This window comes from Microbacterium sp. bgisy189, from assembly GCF_965345345.1.
GTDB lineage: Bacteria > Actinomycetota > Actinomycetes > Actinomycetales > Microbacteriaceae > Microbacterium.
Map to the genome: position 1 here is coordinate 442,851 of NZ_CBDRMZ010000002.1, position 16,429 is coordinate 459,279.

Annotated in this window: 16 protein-coding genes; 1 reads left to right on the forward strand and 15 read right to left on the reverse strand. The window is 69.2% G+C overall.

What is annotated here, in order from left to right; translation table 11 throughout:
* Window positions 1-143: 143 nt before the first annotated feature.
* From ACSF8R_RS05085 to ACSF8R_RS05100, 4 genes are all read right to left on the reverse strand, one after another.
* Entirely contained in the window at window positions 144-2,672 is a 2,529-nt protein-coding gene (locus ACSF8R_RS05085; RefSeq protein WP_434810769.1) for an ATP-dependent Clp protease ATP-binding subunit, read from the reverse strand.
* Between the two features lie 296 nt (window positions 2,673-2,968).
* Window positions 2,969-3,490: an endonuclease domain-containing protein gene (locus tag ACSF8R_RS05090; RefSeq protein WP_434810771.1), complete on the reverse strand. Its 522-nt coding sequence runs from the start codon at window positions 3,488-3,490 to the stop codon at window positions 2,969-2,971.
* Window positions 3,491-4,082: 592 nt separating this feature from the next.
* On the reverse strand, window positions 4,083-5,555 hold the full coding sequence (gene cls / locus ACSF8R_RS05095; protein WP_434810772.1) for a cardiolipin synthase: 1,473 nt from the start codon (window positions 5,553-5,555) through the stop codon (window positions 4,083-4,085).
* 48 nt (window positions 5,556-5,603) lie between these two features.
* On the reverse strand, window positions 5,604-5,795 hold the full coding sequence (locus tag ACSF8R_RS05100; RefSeq protein WP_434810773.1) for a hypothetical protein: 192 nt from the start codon (window positions 5,793-5,795) through the stop codon (window positions 5,604-5,606).
* Window positions 5,796-5,903: 108 nt separating this feature from the next.
* On the opposite strand from ACSF8R_RS05100, the gene ACSF8R_RS05105 reads away from it, so the two are divergent.
* A complete protein-coding gene (locus tag ACSF8R_RS05105) occupies window positions 5,904-7,013 on the forward strand; it encodes a DUF4192 family protein (RefSeq protein WP_434810774.1) in 1,110 nt (369 codons plus the stop codon).
* 96 nt (window positions 7,014-7,109) lie between these two features.
* Here ACSF8R_RS05105 and ACSF8R_RS05110 read toward each other — a convergent pair whose 3' ends face one another.
* The 11 genes from ACSF8R_RS05110 to folE all read right to left on the reverse strand — a co-directional run bounded on the left by ACSF8R_RS05110 (window position 7,110) and on the right by folE (window position 16,425).
* Window positions 7,110-8,075, reverse strand: coding sequence for a GGDEF domain-containing protein (locus ACSF8R_RS05110; RefSeq protein WP_434810775.1), 966 nt, complete (start codon window positions 8,073-8,075; stop codon window positions 7,110-7,112).
* A complete protein-coding gene (gene lysS / locus ACSF8R_RS05115; protein ID WP_434810776.1) occupies window positions 8,072-9,607 on the reverse strand; it encodes a lysine--tRNA ligase in 1,536 nt (511 codons plus the stop codon). The genes ACSF8R_RS05110 and lysS overlap by 4 nt, the downstream gene beginning before the upstream one ends.
* Window positions 9,608-9,636: 29 nt before the next feature.
* Window positions 9,637-10,398 carry a formylglycine-generating enzyme family protein gene (locus tag ACSF8R_RS05120; RefSeq protein WP_434810777.1) on the reverse strand — a complete coding sequence of 254 codons (762 nt, stop codon included), beginning with the start codon at window positions 10,396-10,398 and terminating at the stop codon, window positions 9,637-9,639.
* Complete coding sequence (locus tag ACSF8R_RS05125; protein ID WP_434810778.1) at window positions 10,395-11,093, reverse strand: DUF2520 domain-containing protein; 699 nt, start codon at window positions 11,091-11,093, stop codon at window positions 10,395-10,397. The genes ACSF8R_RS05120 and ACSF8R_RS05125 overlap by 4 nt, the downstream gene beginning before the upstream one ends.
* Complete coding sequence (locus ACSF8R_RS05130; protein ID WP_434810779.1) at window positions 11,090-12,856, reverse strand: PH domain-containing protein; 1,767 nt, start codon at window positions 12,854-12,856, stop codon at window positions 11,090-11,092. Before ACSF8R_RS05130 ends, ACSF8R_RS05125 begins: the two co-directional genes overlap by 4 nt.
* Window positions 12,853-13,353, reverse strand: a complete 501-nt coding sequence (locus tag ACSF8R_RS05135) for a PH domain-containing protein (protein ID WP_434810818.1) — start codon at window positions 13,351-13,353, stop codon at window positions 12,853-12,855. Before ACSF8R_RS05135 ends, ACSF8R_RS05130 begins: the two co-directional genes overlap by 4 nt.
* A 286-nt stretch (window positions 13,354-13,639) precedes the next feature.
* Complete coding sequence (locus ACSF8R_RS05140) at window positions 13,640-14,125, reverse strand: DUF3180 domain-containing protein (protein WP_434810780.1); 486 nt, start codon at window positions 14,123-14,125, stop codon at window positions 13,640-13,642.
* On the reverse strand, window positions 14,122-14,661 hold the full coding sequence (gene folK, locus ACSF8R_RS05145; RefSeq protein WP_434810781.1) for a 2-amino-4-hydroxy-6-hydroxymethyldihydropteridine diphosphokinase: 540 nt from the start codon (window positions 14,659-14,661) through the stop codon (window positions 14,122-14,124). The genes ACSF8R_RS05140 and folK overlap by 4 nt, the downstream gene beginning before the upstream one ends.
* Window positions 14,658-15,020 carry a dihydroneopterin aldolase gene (folB, locus tag ACSF8R_RS05150; RefSeq protein ID WP_434810782.1) on the reverse strand — a complete coding sequence of 121 codons (363 nt, stop codon included), beginning with the start codon at window positions 15,018-15,020 and terminating at the stop codon, window positions 14,658-14,660. Before folB ends, folK begins: the two co-directional genes overlap by 4 nt.
* On the reverse strand, window positions 15,017-15,814 hold the full coding sequence (gene folP, locus ACSF8R_RS05155) for a dihydropteroate synthase (protein ID WP_434810783.1): 798 nt from the start codon (window positions 15,812-15,814) through the stop codon (window positions 15,017-15,019). The genes folB and folP overlap by 4 nt, the downstream gene beginning before the upstream one ends.
* Before the next feature lie 23 nt (window positions 15,815-15,837).
* Complete coding sequence (folE, locus tag ACSF8R_RS05160; RefSeq protein WP_434810784.1) at window positions 15,838-16,425, reverse strand: GTP cyclohydrolase I; 588 nt, start codon at window positions 16,423-16,425, stop codon at window positions 15,838-15,840.
* Window positions 16,426-16,429: the final 4 nt, after the last annotated feature.

The following is a 16,429-nucleotide window of genomic DNA, read 5'->3' on the forward strand; positions in this document are numbered from 1 at the left end:
CCCGGTGACGCCGGTGCAATGGCGTCACCTCACATCATGGCGTAAGAAATGTATTCCCGGTATCCACCTTGAGGATGACATTCCCTGAAACGCGGAAGAGGGCGGATGCCGCAGCATCCGCCCTCTTCGAATCGATCGTTCGATCAGCTTCCCGATGCGGCGATATCGGGGGTGGCCTCGATCGCGCCGGCAGCCCCGACGCCGATGGCGACCTTGTCGCCGCGCGGGCCGTGCTCGAACGTGAACTGTCCGTTCTCGGCATCCACCTTCACGTGGTCACCGTTGTTGAGCTCGCCGTGCAGGATCTTCTCGCTGAGTCGGTCCTCGACCTCGCGCTGCATGGCGCGGCGCAGCGGACGGGCACCGAGCGCCGGGTCGAACCCGATCTCGATGAGCCGGTCCTTCGCGGCATCGCTGAGCTCGACGGTCATGTCACGGTCGAGGAGGCGCTCGCTCAGACGCTTGGTGAACAGGCCGACGATCTGACGCAGCTCGTCCTTGCTCAACTGCGGGAAGACGATCACGTCGTCGACACGGTTGAGGAACTCGGGCTTGAAGTTGCGCTTGAGCTCTTCGTCGACCTTGCCCTTCATCCGCTCGTACGTCGTCTGCGAGTCACCCTCGACCTGGAACCCGACCGGGCCGCCGGCGATCGCCGACGAACCGAGGTTGGTGGTCATGATGATGACCGTGTTCTTGAAGTCGATGACGCGACCCTGACCGTCGGTCAGGCGACCCTCTTCGAGGATCTGCAGCAGCGAGTTGAAGATGTCGGGGTGGGCCTTCTCGATCTCGTCGAAGAGCACGACCGAGAACGGCTTGCGGCGCACCTTCTCGGTGAGCTGGCCGCCCTCTTCGAAGCCGACGAACCCGGGAGGGGCACCGAACAGCCGCGAGACGGTGTGCTTTTCGCTGAACTCGCTCATGTCGAGCGAGATGAGCGCACCCTCGTCGTCGAACAGGAACTCGGCGAGCGCCTTCGCCAGTTCGGTCTTTCCGACGCCGGTGGGGCCGGCGAAGATGAACGAGCCGCTGGGACGCTTCGGGTCCTTCAGGCCCGCACGCTGACGGCGGATCGTGCGGCTGAGCGCAGCGATCGCCTCCTCCTGGCCGATGACGCGCTGGTGCAGCGCCGTCTCCATGAAGACGAGCCGGCTGGTCTCCTCCTCGGTCAGCTTGAACACCGGAATGCCGGTGGCCTGGGCGAGCACCTCGGCGATCAGGCCCTCGTCGACCACAGCGTGGGTCGCGACGTCACCCGAGCGCCACTGCTTCTCCAGACGCAGCCGCTCCGCCAGCAGCGACTTCTCCTCGTCGCGCAGCGACGCGGCCTTCTCGAAGTCCTGCTCTTCGCTGGCGCGCTCCTTGTCTTCGCGGACCTTCGCGATCTTCTCGTCGAACTCACGCAGCTCGGGCGGCGACGACAGAATGCTGAGGCGCAGGCGGGCGCCGGCCTCGTCGATCAGGTCGATGGCCTTGTCGGGCAGGAAGCGGTCGCTGACGTACCGGTCGGCGAGGTTCGCCGCGGCCACGAGCGCGCCGTCGGTGATCTGCACCTTGTGGTGCGCCTCGTAGCGGTCGCGCAGCCCCTTCAGGATGTTGATCGCGTGGGGGATGGAAGGCTCGCCGACCTGGATCGGCTGGAAGCGACGCTCGAGCGCGGCATCCTTCTCGAAGTGCTTGCGGTACTCGTCGAGCGTGGTGGCGCCGACCGTCTGCAGCTCGCCACGGGCAAGCAGCGGCTTCAGGATCGACGCGGCGTCGATCGCGCCCTCAGCGGCGCCGGCACCGACGAGCGAGTGGATCTCGTCGATGAAGACGATGATGTCGCCGCGGGTGCGGATCTCCTTGGTGACCTTCTTGAGGCGCTCTTCGAAGTCACCGCGGTAGCGGGAGCCGGCGATGAGCGAGCCGAGGTCGAGCGAGTAGACCTGCTTGTCCTTGAGCGTCTCGGGCACGTCGCCCTTCACGATGGCCTGCGCGAGGCCCTCGACGACGGCCGTCTTGCCGACGCCGGGCTCACCGATCAGCACCGGGTTGTTCTTCGAGCGGCGCGACAGGATCTGCATGACGCGCTCGATCTCCTTCTCGCGCCCGATCACCGGGTCGAGCTTGTTCTCGCGCGCGGCCTGCGTGAGGTTGCGGCCGAACTGGTCGAGCACCGCCGAGCCGCCCTGGGCGGCCTGCTGCGTCTGCTCGCCGGCGCCGGAGGCGACCCCCGCGGGCTCCTTGCCCTGGTAGCCGCTGAGCAGCTGGATGACCTGCTGGCGTACCTTGTTGAGGTCTGCGCCGAGCTTGACGAGCACCTGGGCTGCGACGCCCTCACCCTCGCGGATGAGACCGAGCAGGATGTGCTCGGTGCCGATGTAGTTGTGGCCCAGCTGCAGCGCCTCGCGCAGGCTCAGCTCGAGCACCTTCTTGGCGCGCGGCGTGAACGGGATGTGCCCCGTCGGCTGCTGCTGCCCCTGGCCGATGATGTCCTGCACCTGCTCGCGCACCGATTCGAGCGAGATGCCCAGGCTTTCGAGCGCCTTCGCAGCGACACCCTCGCCCTCGTGAATGAGGCCGAGGAGGATGTGTTCGGTGCCGATGTAGTTGTGGTTCAGCAGCTTCGCCTCTTCTTGGGCGAGCACCACCACACGACGGGCACGGTCCGTGAATCTCTCGAACATGGCTCTTCTCCTTCGGGCACCGAGTCTTCTGACGCCTTACGACGAGAGTAACCACGGGCGCGGGTGGGTATGCCCGTGTTCGCCGTCGGCGTGACAGGGCGCGGGGTTGACGCGCGGGCGGTGCTCCGCAGTCCCCACGCGACCCCCGCTCGCCTGTCACGAATCCGAGCTTCGAGCCTGTGATTGCGACAGGCGAGCGCTCCACCGCCCGCTCGCCTGTCACGAACGGCGGTCTGGCGAAGGTGATCGTGACAGGCGAGGAGACCGAGGACGAGCGGTTGAGGTGTGGCCGCAGGTCAGCGTGCGACAAGCGCGCGTCGCACACGGTCGACAACGCTTGTCGGCGCGGCGAACAAGTCGGTCTTGGTGATGCGGATCACGATCCAGCCCGCTGCCGCAAGGCGTTCGTAGCGCTCGATATCGGACGCCCACTGTGCAGGATCCAACAGATGGTGCTCACCCTCGTACTCGACGACCACGCGCTGCCGGCGGTAGACGAGGTCGCCGGCGACCTTGCCTCCCGCGACAGGGATGTCCGCGTTGAGTTCCGGTTCCGGCAGACCCGCGTCGACAAGCAGCAGTCGGAGCCACGACTCCGGGCGAGATGCCGAGCCGCAGCGCACGCGCGGCAGCGCTTCGCGAAGCCGGACGATGCCGACCCGACGTCCCGCCGCAACAGCGCGCTCGAGGCTGCGTACGGTCGCGAGCGGACTGTCGACACGCCACGTGCGCACGGCTGCGTCGGCTGCCGCGATCAGGTCACGATCATCGGCGAGCACGGCGGCGAGCGAAGCCCAGGTCGACTCCGGCGTGCTCACCGGGACGCCCCAGATCGGATGCCGCACCACAGCGGTGAGCCTGTGGGAGACCTCGTGTCCGCGGACTCCTGCACCTCTGGGGAGCCGACGAGACGGCGGGACCGCAACGTGGACTCGCTGATCCGCCAGGGCCGCAAGCGGAAGGGGCAATTCCCAGAGCACCGCCGCGGTCACGTGACTGAGGAATCCTTCGTCCGGCATCCGCGGGACGTAGTCCAGTGCTCGCTCGAGGTGCTGGCTCTCCAACCTCCCGAGCGGCCGGCCGGCTCGATCGGTGTACGCGGGGGCATCCCCGATTGCGCGAACTCCATGGAATGGTCGCCGGTAGCGCGATGAGGCGAGTTGCGCGGGGCTGAGCCCCTGCGCGATCGCGCTGCGGACACGAAACCGCGACACGTTGTCTTCGAACTGCATCCCCGCACGTTGCCAGCAGTCGAGCACCGCATCGTCCTCCTCCACAGACCGCGGTCGGATCCTTGAATTCCGCGCACCTGTGGAGGAGGCGACGCCTCGTTCGCCTGTCACAATCCACGTGCTCTTCGCGCGTGTTGTGACAGGCGAGCGGCCGAGGCCGAAGCTGCCGAGGGCGTGCCTACTGCAGGGCGGAGGTCAGGCGGGCGAGGTTGTCGAGGATCGTCGAGCGCAGAGGCTGCTGCATCCACTCTTCGAGGGTCAGCTCGCGCGACGAACTGCGGTACTGATCTTCGACCTCGCGCATCTGCGCGACGAATTCCTCGCCCCGCACGAGCATCGAGATCTCGAGGTTGAGACCGAACGAGCGCATGTCCATGTTGCTCGAGCCGATGACGGCGATCTCGTCGTCGATCGTGATCGACTTCGAATGCAGGATGAACGGCTTCTGGTACATCCAGATCTTCACGCCCGCCCGCAGCAGCGCCTCGTAGTAGCTGCGCTGCGCGTGATAGACCATCGCCTGGTCGCCCTCTTCAGACACGAACAGCTCGACATGGATGCCGCGCTGACACGCCGTCTGGATCGCCAGCAGCAGTCCTTCGTCGGGCACGAAGTACGGGCTCACGATGATGATGCGCTCGTGGGCCGCGAACAGCAGTGCCATGAACAGCTTGAGGTTGTTCTGGAACTCGAACCCGGGGCCCGACGGCACGATCTGGCAGTCGAGGTCGCCCGGCCCCGGCTCCAGTTCGAACAGTCCGATCTCCTCTTCGAGCACCTCTTCGGTCTCGCTGTACCAGTCGGACAGGAACACGGCGTTGATCGACCCGACAACGGGCCCTTCGATGCGCGCCATCAGGTCGACCCAGTGCAGGCCGCGCTTGATGTTCTTGGGCAGGTTGTACGTCGAGTCGGTCACATTCTGCGACCCCGTGAACGCCACACGGCCGTCGATCACGAGCAGCTTGCGGTGGTTGCGCAGATCGGGCCGCTGGAACTTTCCCTTCAACGGCTGGATCGGCAGCATGAGCCGCCAGTGGGCACCCATGGCATCCAGTCGTCGCCGCGTCTCGGCATAGTACGGCTTGCTGCGGTTGGCCCAGTGGTCAAGCAGCACACGCACGATGACGCCACGGGCCGCGACCTCTTCGAGCGCGCGGAAGAAGTTGTCGGTCGAAGCGTCGGCCTGCAAGATGTAGAACTCGACGTGCACATACCGCTCGGCGGCGCGGATCGCGTCGGCCATCGCGTCGATGCTCTGCTGGTAGTCCGAGATCAACTGGGCCCCGTTGTCGCCGGCAAGCGGCATGGCGCCGAGGTTGCGGTTGAGTTCGACGAGCGACTGGAACCACTTCGGTGCGTAGGGTCGGAGCGTGCCGAAGTCGAGCCCTGCGCTCAGTTCGGTGATCTGCTCGTTGATCTGCTGCTGCATCTTGCGACGCTTGCGCGGCAGGCGCGGGTTGCCGATCAGCAGGAACAGGAAGACCCCGACGATCGGAATGAAGTAAATGGCCAACAGCCAGGCCATCGCCGCCGTCGGGCGCCGATTTCGGGGCACGACGATGACGGCCAGGATGCGGATCGTGATGTCGACGACGAGAAACGCGACGAGCGGCCACGTCCAGGTCCAGTCGACATCGATGCGGATCACGTGAACTCCCCCGGTACTGCGCTGGGTTCAGCGTAGCGACAGGTTCCGTCAGCGAGCGTCGGCGTCACCGGCGGCGGGCGTGAGGCCCCGCTTGGCGCGCTCCTCGGCCTCGATCTTCGCGTACGCGCGGCGCTCGTTGCGGTCCATGCGGAGCACCGAACGCATCACGAAGATGAACAGCCCCAGCACCACCACGGTCGGCACCAGCGACCAGATGACGGCGGCCCAGTAGGAGTCCATGCATCCATCGTACGTCGCCTCCTGCACATCGACGGCCCGTTGCGGGTTACGCACAACGGGTGCGCGCGACGCCCCGCACACCCGCCGCGGATCGGCCATCTTCGCTGCATGACACAGATCGCGAAAGCCGCCGATGCGGCCCAGTTCCTCTCCCTCGTACCGCGGATGCTCGGGTTCACGCCCACGCGCAGTCTCGTGGTGATCCCGATGTCGCAGGCGAAGTCGATCGGCGTGCTGCGCGTCGATCTGCCGCCCGACGACGAGATCGAACACGTCGAGACCGTCGCCTCGACCGTGATCGGTATGGTGTGCCGACTGGATGCCGCCGATTCCCTCTGCGCCGTCGTCTACACCGACTGCCCGATCGACGACGCGCTTCCGCACCGCGGGCTGCACGAGGCGATCGCCGTGCGCGCCGATGCCAGCGGGCTGGGACTGCTCGATGCGCTCGCGGTCACCCCGAGCGGCTGGGGGTCGTTCTTCGCGGCCGATCACCCGGCGGGTGGGCATCCGCTCGATGAGCTCGCGTCGCACGACCCCGCGCTGCCGGGCGTGGCGCCGGGTGATCAGGCGGCGGGCGCGACGATCCCGCGCAAGGACAAGGCGCAGCGTCGCGGGGTGGCGGCCGCGCTGCGCTCGCTGCGCACGGCCGTCGACGCGGTGTGCGGCATCGAGTCGGACGGTGCGCATTCGTCGCGCGTCGACCCGGCTGCCCTCGAAGCGGTGTGCGCGCTCGACGAGCTGCCGCGACTGTACGAGAACGCGCTGCGCCGCGGCGTCGACCAGCCCATGGATGCCGCCGTCATCGCGTGGTGCCTCAATCGTCCGTCGTTGCGCGACGTCGCGCTCGTGCAGTGGTGCGGCGACACCGTCGCAGGTCAGGACGCGATGGAGGCGCAGCGCCGCTGGGAGGAGGGCGAGCAATATCCCGTCGAACTCGCGTCGGTCATGTGGGGCGAAGGTCGCCGCCCCGATCCCGAGCGACTCGAGACCGCGCTGGCGCTGTGTCGCGACGTCGTGGCACTTGCGCCAAAGCGTGAGCGCCCGGGCGCCCTCGCGGTGTGCGCGTGGCTGTCATGGGCGCTGGGGCGCTCGACGCACGCCGACCGGTATGCGCGCATGGTGCAGGCTCTCGAACCCGACCATGGTCTTGCCGACATCGTGCGCTCGTTCGTCGCCGCCGGTCACCTGCCCGATTGGGCGTTCCGCCGGGCGTGAGCGTGCACGACGGGCGTGAGCGTGCACGACGGTGAGTCCGGGATTCGAGCACGAGTCGGTGCGGCACGACGCCCGACTCGTGCTGGATGCCGGGACTCAGCGGCCAGCGGTGCGCGAGCGCTTGTCTGTGTACATCGCTGCGTCGGCGCGCGCGACCGTATCGGCCATCGTCGTGGAGCGGTCGAGCGTCGCGACGCCGATGCCGGCAGACAGCCCCTGCGCCGTGAGCCCTTCGCGCACGCGGTCGCCGAGGGCAGCCACGCCGCCGGGATCGGTCTGCGGGCACAGCACGCCGAACTCATCGCCGCCGAGGCGCGCGACGATGTCGCCCTCGCGTGCGGTCTGTGTGATGACGTTCGCGGCACGCCGCAGCAGGGCGTCTCCGGCGGCGTGCCCATCGCGATCGTTGACCTGCTTGAGTCCGTCCAGGTCAAGGACGATGACACCGGCGAGGTCACCGAGACGGTGATGACGGGCCTCTTCGGTCTCGCAGATGCGGTGCCAGCCGCGACGGTTGCGAAGGCCGGTCAGTTCGTCGGTCTCGGCGTCTTCGAGGCTGACTTCGAGACGTCGCGTGAGTGCTATCGCCTGGTCGTCGACGTTGCGCACGACCGACAGCAGCTGCCCGAGCAGTTCGAGTTGTGGACCGAGTTCGACAAACGACGCGGCGCGGGTGTCGACGTCCATGCCGCAGACGGTGCCGAACAACGACCGGTCGGCGTTGAGGATCGGCACGCCCACGTAGCTGCCCAGCCGCAGTCCGAGAGCCGCCTCGTTGGCGGCATACTCGGGGACACGCGAGATGTCGGGGGCGACGCGGGGGCCACCGTCCTCCCACATCGCACGGCAGACGGCGTCTTCCCAGCGTGGACCGTCTCCCACGCCCAGCCCGAATTCGTTCGGCGTGACGCTGAGGTACACCTGCCGACCGCCGATGACGCGCGACACCGTCCAAAACCCCATCGGCACCTGCGCCTGCAGGTAGTCGAGCACGAGGGCAGATGCCTCGTCGAACGTGCTGAGCGCGGCCGCGGACAAGTCGGGCGGCGCCGGGATGCTCACTTGACGAGGGGGAAGAGGATCGTCTCGCGGATGCCGAGGCCCGTGATCGCCATCATGAGGCGATCGATGCCCATACCCATCCCCCCGGTGGGCGGCATGCCGTGCTCGAGCGCGCGCAGGAACTCCTCGTCGACGCGCATCGCCTCGTCGTCTCCGCGCGCGGCGAGCTTGGCCTGCTCGACGAAGCGCTCGCGCTGGATGACGGGGTCGATGAGCTCGGAGTAGCCCGTCGCGAGCTCGAACCCGCGCACGTACAGGTCCCACTTCTCCACGACCCCGGGGATCGTGCGGTGCTCGCGCACGAGCGGGCTCGTGTCGAGCGGAAAGTCCATCACGAACGTCGGGCGCGTGAGCGAGCCCTTCACGAAGTGCTCCCAGAGCTCTTCGACGAGCTTGCCGTGCGTCGCGATCTTCTCGGGAACCTCAACGCCGACTTCGAGCGCGAACGCGCGCAGCTCGTCGAACGACGTGTCGGGGGTGATGGTGCGGCCCGCCGCCTCCGACAGCGACTCGTACATCGAGATGCGGTCCCACTGCCCACCCAGGTCATACACGGTGCCGTCGGCCCACGTGACGGTCGTCGATCCTGCGACGGCGACCGCCGCGTTCTGGATGAGCTCTTGGGTGAGATCGGCGATGCCGTGGTAGTCGCTGTACGCCTGGTAGGCCTCGAGCATCGCGAACTCGGGGCTGTGCGTGGAGTCGGCGCCCTCGTTGCGGAAATTGCGGTTGATCTCGAACACGCGGTCGATGCCGCCGACGACGGCGCGCTTGAGGAACAGTTCGGGCGCGATGCGCAGGAACAGCTCCGCGTCGAACGCGTTCGAGTGCGTCACGAACGGGCGGGCCGCGGCACCACCGTGCTGCACCTGCAGCATGGGCGTCTCGACCTCGACGAAATCGTGCTCCGTGAAGGTCTGCCGCAGGCTCGCGTTGACCTTCGCCCGGGCGATGACCGTCTCACGCGCCTGGTCGCGCACGATCAGGTCGAGGAAGCGCGAGCGCACACGGCTCTCTTCGCTGAGCTCGGTGTAGAGGTTCGGCAGCGGCAGCAGAGCCTTGGCGGCGACCTGCCACTGCGAGACCATGATCGACAGTTCGCCGCGGCGACTCGAGATGACCTGCCCGGTGACCGAGACGTGGTCGCCCAGGTCGACGAGGTCCTTCCACGCCTGCAGGGATGCGTCGCCGACCTCGGCGAGCGAGACCATCGCCTGGATGCGGCTGCCGTCACCGGCCTGCAGCGACGCGAAGCAGAGCTTGCCGGTGTTGCGGCTGAAGACGACGCGGCCGGCGACCGATGCGGTCACGCCGGTCTCCTCTCCCGCTTCGAGCGCGGCGTAGCGTTCGCGCAGTGCACCGATGGTGTCGGTGACGGCGACGGCGACCGGGTACGCGCCGCCCGCGGCATCCGCCCGCTCTGCGATCAGCCGGTCGCGCTTGGCCAGGCGCACGGCCTTCTGCTCGAAGACGTCTTCTTCTTCGGCGGGCACGGCTACTTCGGCGGGCGCAGGCACAGGCGCGTCGGTCATTCAGGCTCCTCGGGGATCAGCCACCGATTCTACCGAGCGCGGCTCACTCCCCTGCGCGGCGTCCAACCGCTCGGCAGGGCGCCTTCGATCGCGGCCCGCTCTGCGTCGGCGCGCGCCGACCACCCCTGTGCCTCGTCGTCGGCGTCGAAGCCGCCGCGTGCGACCCGAAAGCCCACGTCGTCATGGTGCATGCGCGGGCCGCCGCCGCGGCGCGTGCCGGCGCGCACACTCCACGCGTCGTCGGCGAAGCCGCCGCCCCGGAACACCCGGTAGTCGTCGTATCGGGCGGGATCGAGCAGGTCCCAGCACCATTCCCACACGTTGCCGAGGGTGTCGAACAGCCCGAACAGGTTGGGCAGCTTGCCGCCGATCGGCTGTGGCGTGTTCACGCCGTCGGCGCTGGTCCACGCCACATCGGGGAGCGGCCCGTAGTGCGCTGCGGTCGAGCCGGCGCGGCACGCGTACTCCCACTCGGCCTCGGTCGGCAGCCGGAATCCCTCCGAATCGAGATGCCACGTGACTTCGTCGCCGTCGACGCGGTAGGCGGGATCGAACCCCTCCCACTCCGAGAGCGCGTTGCAGAACCGCACGGCTCGCAGCCACGAGACGTCCGTGGCGGGTCGGCGCGGGTGGGATGCCGAGAACCCGAGCACCTCGGCGACCTGCTCCTCGGTGACCGGGTAGCGCCCCAACTCGAACGCCTGGAGCGTGACGTCCCTGGTCGTCTTGCGTCGCGCATCGTGAAGACGCACGGCACCCGCCGGAATCGCGACGAGGTCGACGTCGCTCACGGCTGTTCGGGCTCGACCGGCACCGTGGCATCCAGCAGGGCACGGTCGACGGTCGCGTGCAGCAGCGCCGACAGATAGCGGCCGGGATCGTCGACGCCCGCCTCGCCGAGCAGCTGCGCGGACTGCCGGACGATCGAATCGGCGAACTGCGTCGCGGTCACGATGGCTTCGCCGTACGCCGCACGGTCGGCCTCGGCGACGACGACCGGCTCGCAGCCGAGTTCGACGGCGAGCGCCTGGGCGATCGGCAGCACCGCACCGGGGGCGGTGACGGCGGCGTACGCGCCGGGCAACTGCCGCAGGTCGATGCTCGTGCCGGTGAAGGCGACGGCAGGGTGCACGGCCAGCGGAATCGCACCGCACGCCGCCGCCGGTGCGAGCACGCCGATCCCGAACGCCGGATCGGTGTGCAGCACGAGTTGGCCGACCTGCCACGCCCCCAGCTCGGCGAGGCCTGCGACGAGCCCCGCCACCTCATCATGCGGGACGGCGATCACGACGAGCTCGCTGCGTCGCACGATCTCATCTGCCGTGAGAACGGGCACGTCGCCGAGGATCGCCGAAACACGGTCGGGGTCGGATCCGGGCGTGATGCCGAGCAGGGCGTGCCCGGCCCCGGCCAGTGCCGCACCGATCACCGGTCCGACACGACCGGCCCCGATGACCCCGACCCCGAGTCGGGCCGTTCCGGTCACGACGGGTCCTGCGGCGGCGCCGGTGCGTCGGTCTCGTTGGCCGCTCGCGCCTCGCGGCGCGTCAGCGGCACCGCATCGGGCTCGGGTGCGCTCGGCGCGGCAGGCGCGTCGGGCTCAGGCACGCCGGATGTAGACTCCGGGGTCGCAACCGCGGGCGCTGCGACCGCATCAGGCACGCCGAATGCGTGCTCCGGCAGGTGCGCGCTCCACCGGTGCGATGTGTCGGATGCGGCGGCGGCGACGGCGCCGTCCGTCAGCGCCCGCCAGCCGGCGAGCGCCGCGTCCCGGTCAAGATGCGGAACGTAGCCGACGACCGGACCGGCGATCGTGTGCGCCGTCACCATCGCGATGCCCAGCATCCGGTCGATGGGCCCCTGCTCGACGCGCGCGGACTGCAGCCGCGCCAGCGGGATGATCACGAGCGACCGCCAGATGTAGCCCTTCCGCGCGAGCATCGCCGCCGGCGTGACGAGAAGACCGACGCGGCGCCACGAGAACGGTCGCAGCCACGCCGCCCGCCGCGGCATGTTCGTGTACGGGTCGTCGGCCTGCGGGCCGAGGATGCCGTGCTCGAACACCCCCGACCATTCCTGCTCAGGCAACGACGGGAGGATGAGGCGAAGCACACGCTCCACATCCTCCCGCTTGCCGATCGGGAGGACTTCGGTCATCTGCTGTGCGGCCGTCGAAGTGTCCATCACCGAGCGCCCGGTGAGGCGGTTGATGCGGATCGACCACCAGCCGAACGGGCGCCACAGGATCGACTGCCGGATGGCGACGCCGTGGATACGTCCTGGCGGGATCGTCTCGCTGATCGTCGTGAACAGCCCCGAGGTGATGCGCACGCCTGACGAGGTCGGCGCGATGGAGTACCGCAGCGACAGCGTGATCTGCCGGAACCAGTAGGCACCGAAACCGATGAAGGTCGGCACGAGGCTGAACAGCACCCACGGGGTCCCGACGACGGCGCCGACGACGACACCGATGATCAGCAGCAGCAAGAACAGCGTCGACCCCGACAGCACGCGTGAGGCGATGAGGCGCCCGACCGGAATGTGAACGATCGACTCGGGCTCGGACTCGTCGAGGTCGACGCCCTCGATGAGCCCGGTGATGCCTGCGGTCATCGTCTGCGCGGCCGACGCGTGCCCCGCCGTCGGTGCTGCCGTACCGAGCTCACGACCCGACGCGAGCCGCAGGATGTCGCCGCGGATCGTCTCGGCGTTCGAGGTGCCGAGGTATTCGAGCTTCACGTTGCCGTCGGTGCCGGCACCGACGACTTCGAGCTTTGCGGTGCCGAGCAGCCGCGCGATCATCGGGCGCGTGAGGTTCACACCCTGCACACGGTCCAGCGGGGCGCGCCGGTGCGTGCGGAACAGCACGCCGCTGCGCACCTCGACGGCATCACCCGTGATGCGGAACGTGTGGAACCGCCACGACACGTAGAACGCGACCACGACGATCACGATGATGGCCACGACTCCGCCGAGCACGGCGAGGATGAGGTTGTTCTCGAAGATGAAGTCGATCGGGTCTGCGTCGTAGTCGCCGAAATCGCCCTCGTCGGGCAGGAAGATGGCGATGAGCCGGTCGCGCATGTTGGTCACGACGATGCCGAGCACGACGAGGAACACGAGTCCGCCGCGCAGCAACGGGGTCAGCGGGTGCAGCCGATGCCATTCGCCGTCGCTCAGGGGCGAGCGGACGAGCTCGGCTGCGGGTGCCGGGGCACCCGTCGAGGTGGCAGCCTGCTGGTCGCTCACAGCCCGGTCCGGCGGGTCTCGGCGACGTCGATGAGGGTGTCGCGCAGGTGCTCCGCGGCATCCTGCGTGAGGCCGGGGATGGCGATGCCGGTCGTGGCGGCGGCCGTCACGAGCTTGAGCTGCGCGATGCCGAAGCCGCGGTCGAGCGGCCCGTGCGTGATGTCGACCAGCTGCATGCGTCCGTACGGCACCGCGACCATGCGCTGCCACAGGATGCCGCGGCGGAAGACGAGGTCGTCGTCGCGCAGCTGGTATCCGATCGCGCGGGCCTGACGGCGGGCGACGATGAGGCCGAACAGCTGCAGGACGGCCAGTGCGGCCGCAGGAATCCAGACCCACGCCTGCTCAAGCACGAGACCGAGGAACAGCGCGACGCCGGCCAGCACGACGAGGAAGAACACGTTCGTGATGATCTGCACGAGCACGTACTTGGGCGAAACCTGGTGCCAGGTGCCGTCACCGAGCGGCAGCCGGTTCTTGCCGCGCGGTTCGAGGATGCCGGTGTAGGTGCCGGCATCGAGCACCGCGTCGCCACCCGTGGGCGCCGGACGGTCTTCTGCGACCGGCGCGAACGGCTCGACGGTCGGGGCTGCGGCCGGAACCGGTGCCGCCGCGGGCGGTGCGAACGGCGGCTCCTCCTGCGGCGTCGGCGGCACGTGCGGCAGGTCGTGGGCCGCGGGCTCGTGATCGTGGGGCGTCGTCATGGTTCCTCCAGCTCGCGCGAGCGCGATCCCCCGCGCCCCCGCCGGGTTCGAGCCTAGTCGTCGCCGCAGCGACGGGGGCTCAGTGGTGCGAGGGGGTCACACCGGGTTCGGGCGGCGGCGGTTCGTCGTCGTCGGAGGGTCCGATCGTGCACAGGTGCTCGGCGTACAGCCCTCCGGCCACCAGTGCGATCCCGCCCACGAGGGATGCGACGACGGCTGTGATCGAGTCGCTCGACGGCAGCACGGGCCGGGTCAGCAGAAAGGCGAGCAGCCCGAGCGCGACACCCGCAACGCCTGCGCCGACGAGGCTCGACGCCTTCGCGAGCATCGCGACCCGCACGGCACGAAACGGATCGACCCGGCCCGTTCCACTCACCGTCGCGCGGCGGATCGGCAGCGCGAGGATGACGGTGATCACCGCCAGCAGCACAAGCAGGATCGGCAGCATGAGCGAAGGCGTGAACGTCGGCCTGCCCGAGGACGTCAGCAGCTGATCGATGATGAACCCGATCACGGCCGCGATCACCGCGACGGCGATGAGGGGCACGGGCCCGGTGCGTTTCACGAGTCGTCCCCCGCGCGCAGGCGTTCGAGCAGGTCGGCCACGCGCCCGCGGCCCGGCAGTTCGGCATCAGGGTCGGCGGTCAGCCACGGCACGAGCACGAAGTCGCGCTCGTGCGCACGCGGATGCGGCAGGGTCAGCGCCGGGTCCTCGCTGATGACGTCGCCGTACGCGATGAGGTCGAGGTCGAGGGTGCGGTCACCCCAGCGCACGCGTCGCTCGCGGCCGTGACGGTTCTCGATGGCGTGCAGAAACCCGAGCAGCACGTTCGGTGCGAGCCGGGTCGTGAGCAGGGCGATCGAATTCAGATAGGCGGGAGCGGCGGCATCCGGCCCGTCGAGGGTCACGGCGACCGATTCGATCGGTTCACTGGTGACGACCGCGGTCGTCAGCGGTAGCCGCGCGAGCTCGGTGACGGCGTCTTCGAGTGTGCGGGCACGGTCGCCGAGGTTCGCTCCCAGTGCCACGACGGCGGTCGCCGCGGCGCGCGCTGTGTGCGAGGGCGACTCGCCGATGCCCGATGCGAGCCGGCGGCTCATGCCCGGCTCCGACGGATCGTGAGGGTGACGTCGTCGAACGGCACCGGGATGGGCGCCTTCGGCTTGTGCAGCGTCACCTCGACGGTCTCGACGATCGGGTGGTCGAGGACGGCGTCGGCGATGCGCTGGGCGAGCCGCTCGAGCAGGTCCACCGGGTCGCCCGCGAGGATGGCCGCCACCTGTTCGGCGAGCTCACCGTAGTGCAAGGTGTCGGCGACGTCGTCGCTGCCGGCGGCCGGGCGGGTGTCGAGCTCGACCGTCACGTCCGCGACGAAGGGCTGCCCGTCGCGCTTCTCGTGGTCGTAGACGCCGTGGTACCCGATCGCACGGATGCCGGTGACGGTGATCCGGTCGCTCATGCCTTTCCCTCCCAGGCTCGCTGCACGGCGAGCGCGTCACGCGTCGCGGCGACATTGTGCACCCGCACGCCCCACGCGCCCGCTTGCGCGGCCAGCACGCTCGTGACCGCCGTTGCCAGATCGCGCCGCGCCTCATCGGCATCCGCACCGAGCACGTCGGCGAAGAACCGCTTGCGGCTCGTGCCGACGAGCACGCGGTGACCGGCGCCGACGATCCGGTGCAGGCCGCGCAACACCTCCCAGTTCTGGGCGCCCTGCTTGCCGAACCCGATGCCGGGGTCGACGATGATCCGCTCCACGGCGATGCCGGCGGCAACGGCCGCATCGACCCGTGCAGCGAGTTCGCCGAGCACCTCGGCGACGACGTCGTCATAGGTGGCGTTCGCGTACATGTCGGCCGAGTGGCCACGCCAATGCTGCAGCACGATCTCGGCATCCGTTCCGGCGACCGCGCCGAGCATGTCGGGGTCGCTGCGTCCCCCCGAGACGTCATTGACGATGCGCGCGCCGGCGGCGACCGCGGAGACGGCGGTGCTCGCGTTCATGGTGTCGATGCTCACGACCGCGCCTTCGGCGACGAGCCCCGCGACGACGGGCAGGACGCGGGCAGCCTCCACGTCGGGGGAGACACGCTCCGCGCCAGGGCGGGTCGATTCGCCACCGATGTCGAGGATCGTCGCGCCGTCGGCCCGCAGCATCCGGCCGTGGGCGATCGCGCGATCGGTGTCGAGGAAGCGTCCGCCGTCACTGAACGAGTCGGCCGTCACGTTGACGATGCCCATGATCTCGGCCACGGCACGCACCTGCCCGCCCACGATCAGGCGTGCCCGGTGAGCAGGGCGACGATCTCGGCGCGAGCGGCGGGTTCGGACAGTTCGCCCCGCGCCGCGATCGTGACGGTGGATGCGTCGGGTTGGCGGCCGCCGCGCATCGTGACGCACTGGTGGCTCGCGTCGAGCACGACAAGCACCCCGCGGGTGTCGATCGAACCGGCGATCGTGTCGGCGATCTGCTCACCGAGCCGCTCCTGCACCTGGGGGCGGGCGGCGAGGATGTCGACCACGCGCGGCAGCGCGCCGAGGCCCACGACCTGCTCACCGGGGAGGTACGCGATGTGCGCGTACCCGGCGAACGGCAACAGGTGATGCTCGCACATGGACCGGAAGCGGATGTCGCGCAGCATCACCGCACCCGAAGGCAGCGTGCCCGGCGCGGGCCCCCGTGAGACCGAGATGGTGCGTTCGAGGGGGGCACCGGCATCCTCGCCCACCCCCGAGAAGAACTCGGCGTACGCCTCGGCAACCCGCTGCGGGGTCTGCTTCAACCCGGGGCGTTCGGGATCCTCCCCGATCGCCTCGAGCAAGTCGCGCACGACGGCAGCGACGCGTTCACGGTCGACGGCCACGTGC

What these genes read in the sequence shown, in the direction of transcription:
- ACSF8R_RS05100 (WP_434810773.1), bottom strand. Translation starts at nt 5,795, where the DNA reads ATGGACTCCTACTGGGCCGCCGTCATCTGGTCGCTGGTGCCGACCGTG.
- folB (WP_434810782.1), bottom strand. Translation starts at nt 15,020, where the DNA reads ATGAGCGACCGGATCACCGTCACCGGCATCCGTGCGATCGGGTACCAC.
- ACSF8R_RS05085 (WP_434810769.1), bottom strand. Translation starts at nt 2,672, where the DNA reads ATGTTCGAGAGATTCACGGACCGTGCCCGTCGTGTGGTGGTGCTCGCC.
- folK (WP_434810781.1), bottom strand. Translation starts at nt 14,661, where the DNA reads ATGAGCCGCCGGCTCGCATCGGGCATCGGCGAGTCGCCCTCGCACACA.
- ACSF8R_RS05105 (WP_434810774.1), top strand. Translation starts at nt 5,904, where the DNA reads ATGACACAGATCGCGAAAGCCGCCGATGCGGCCCAGTTCCTCTCCCTC.
- lysS (WP_434810776.1), bottom strand. Translation starts at nt 9,607, where the DNA reads ATGACCGACGCGCCTGTGCCTGCGCCCGCCGAAGTAGCCGTGCCCGCC.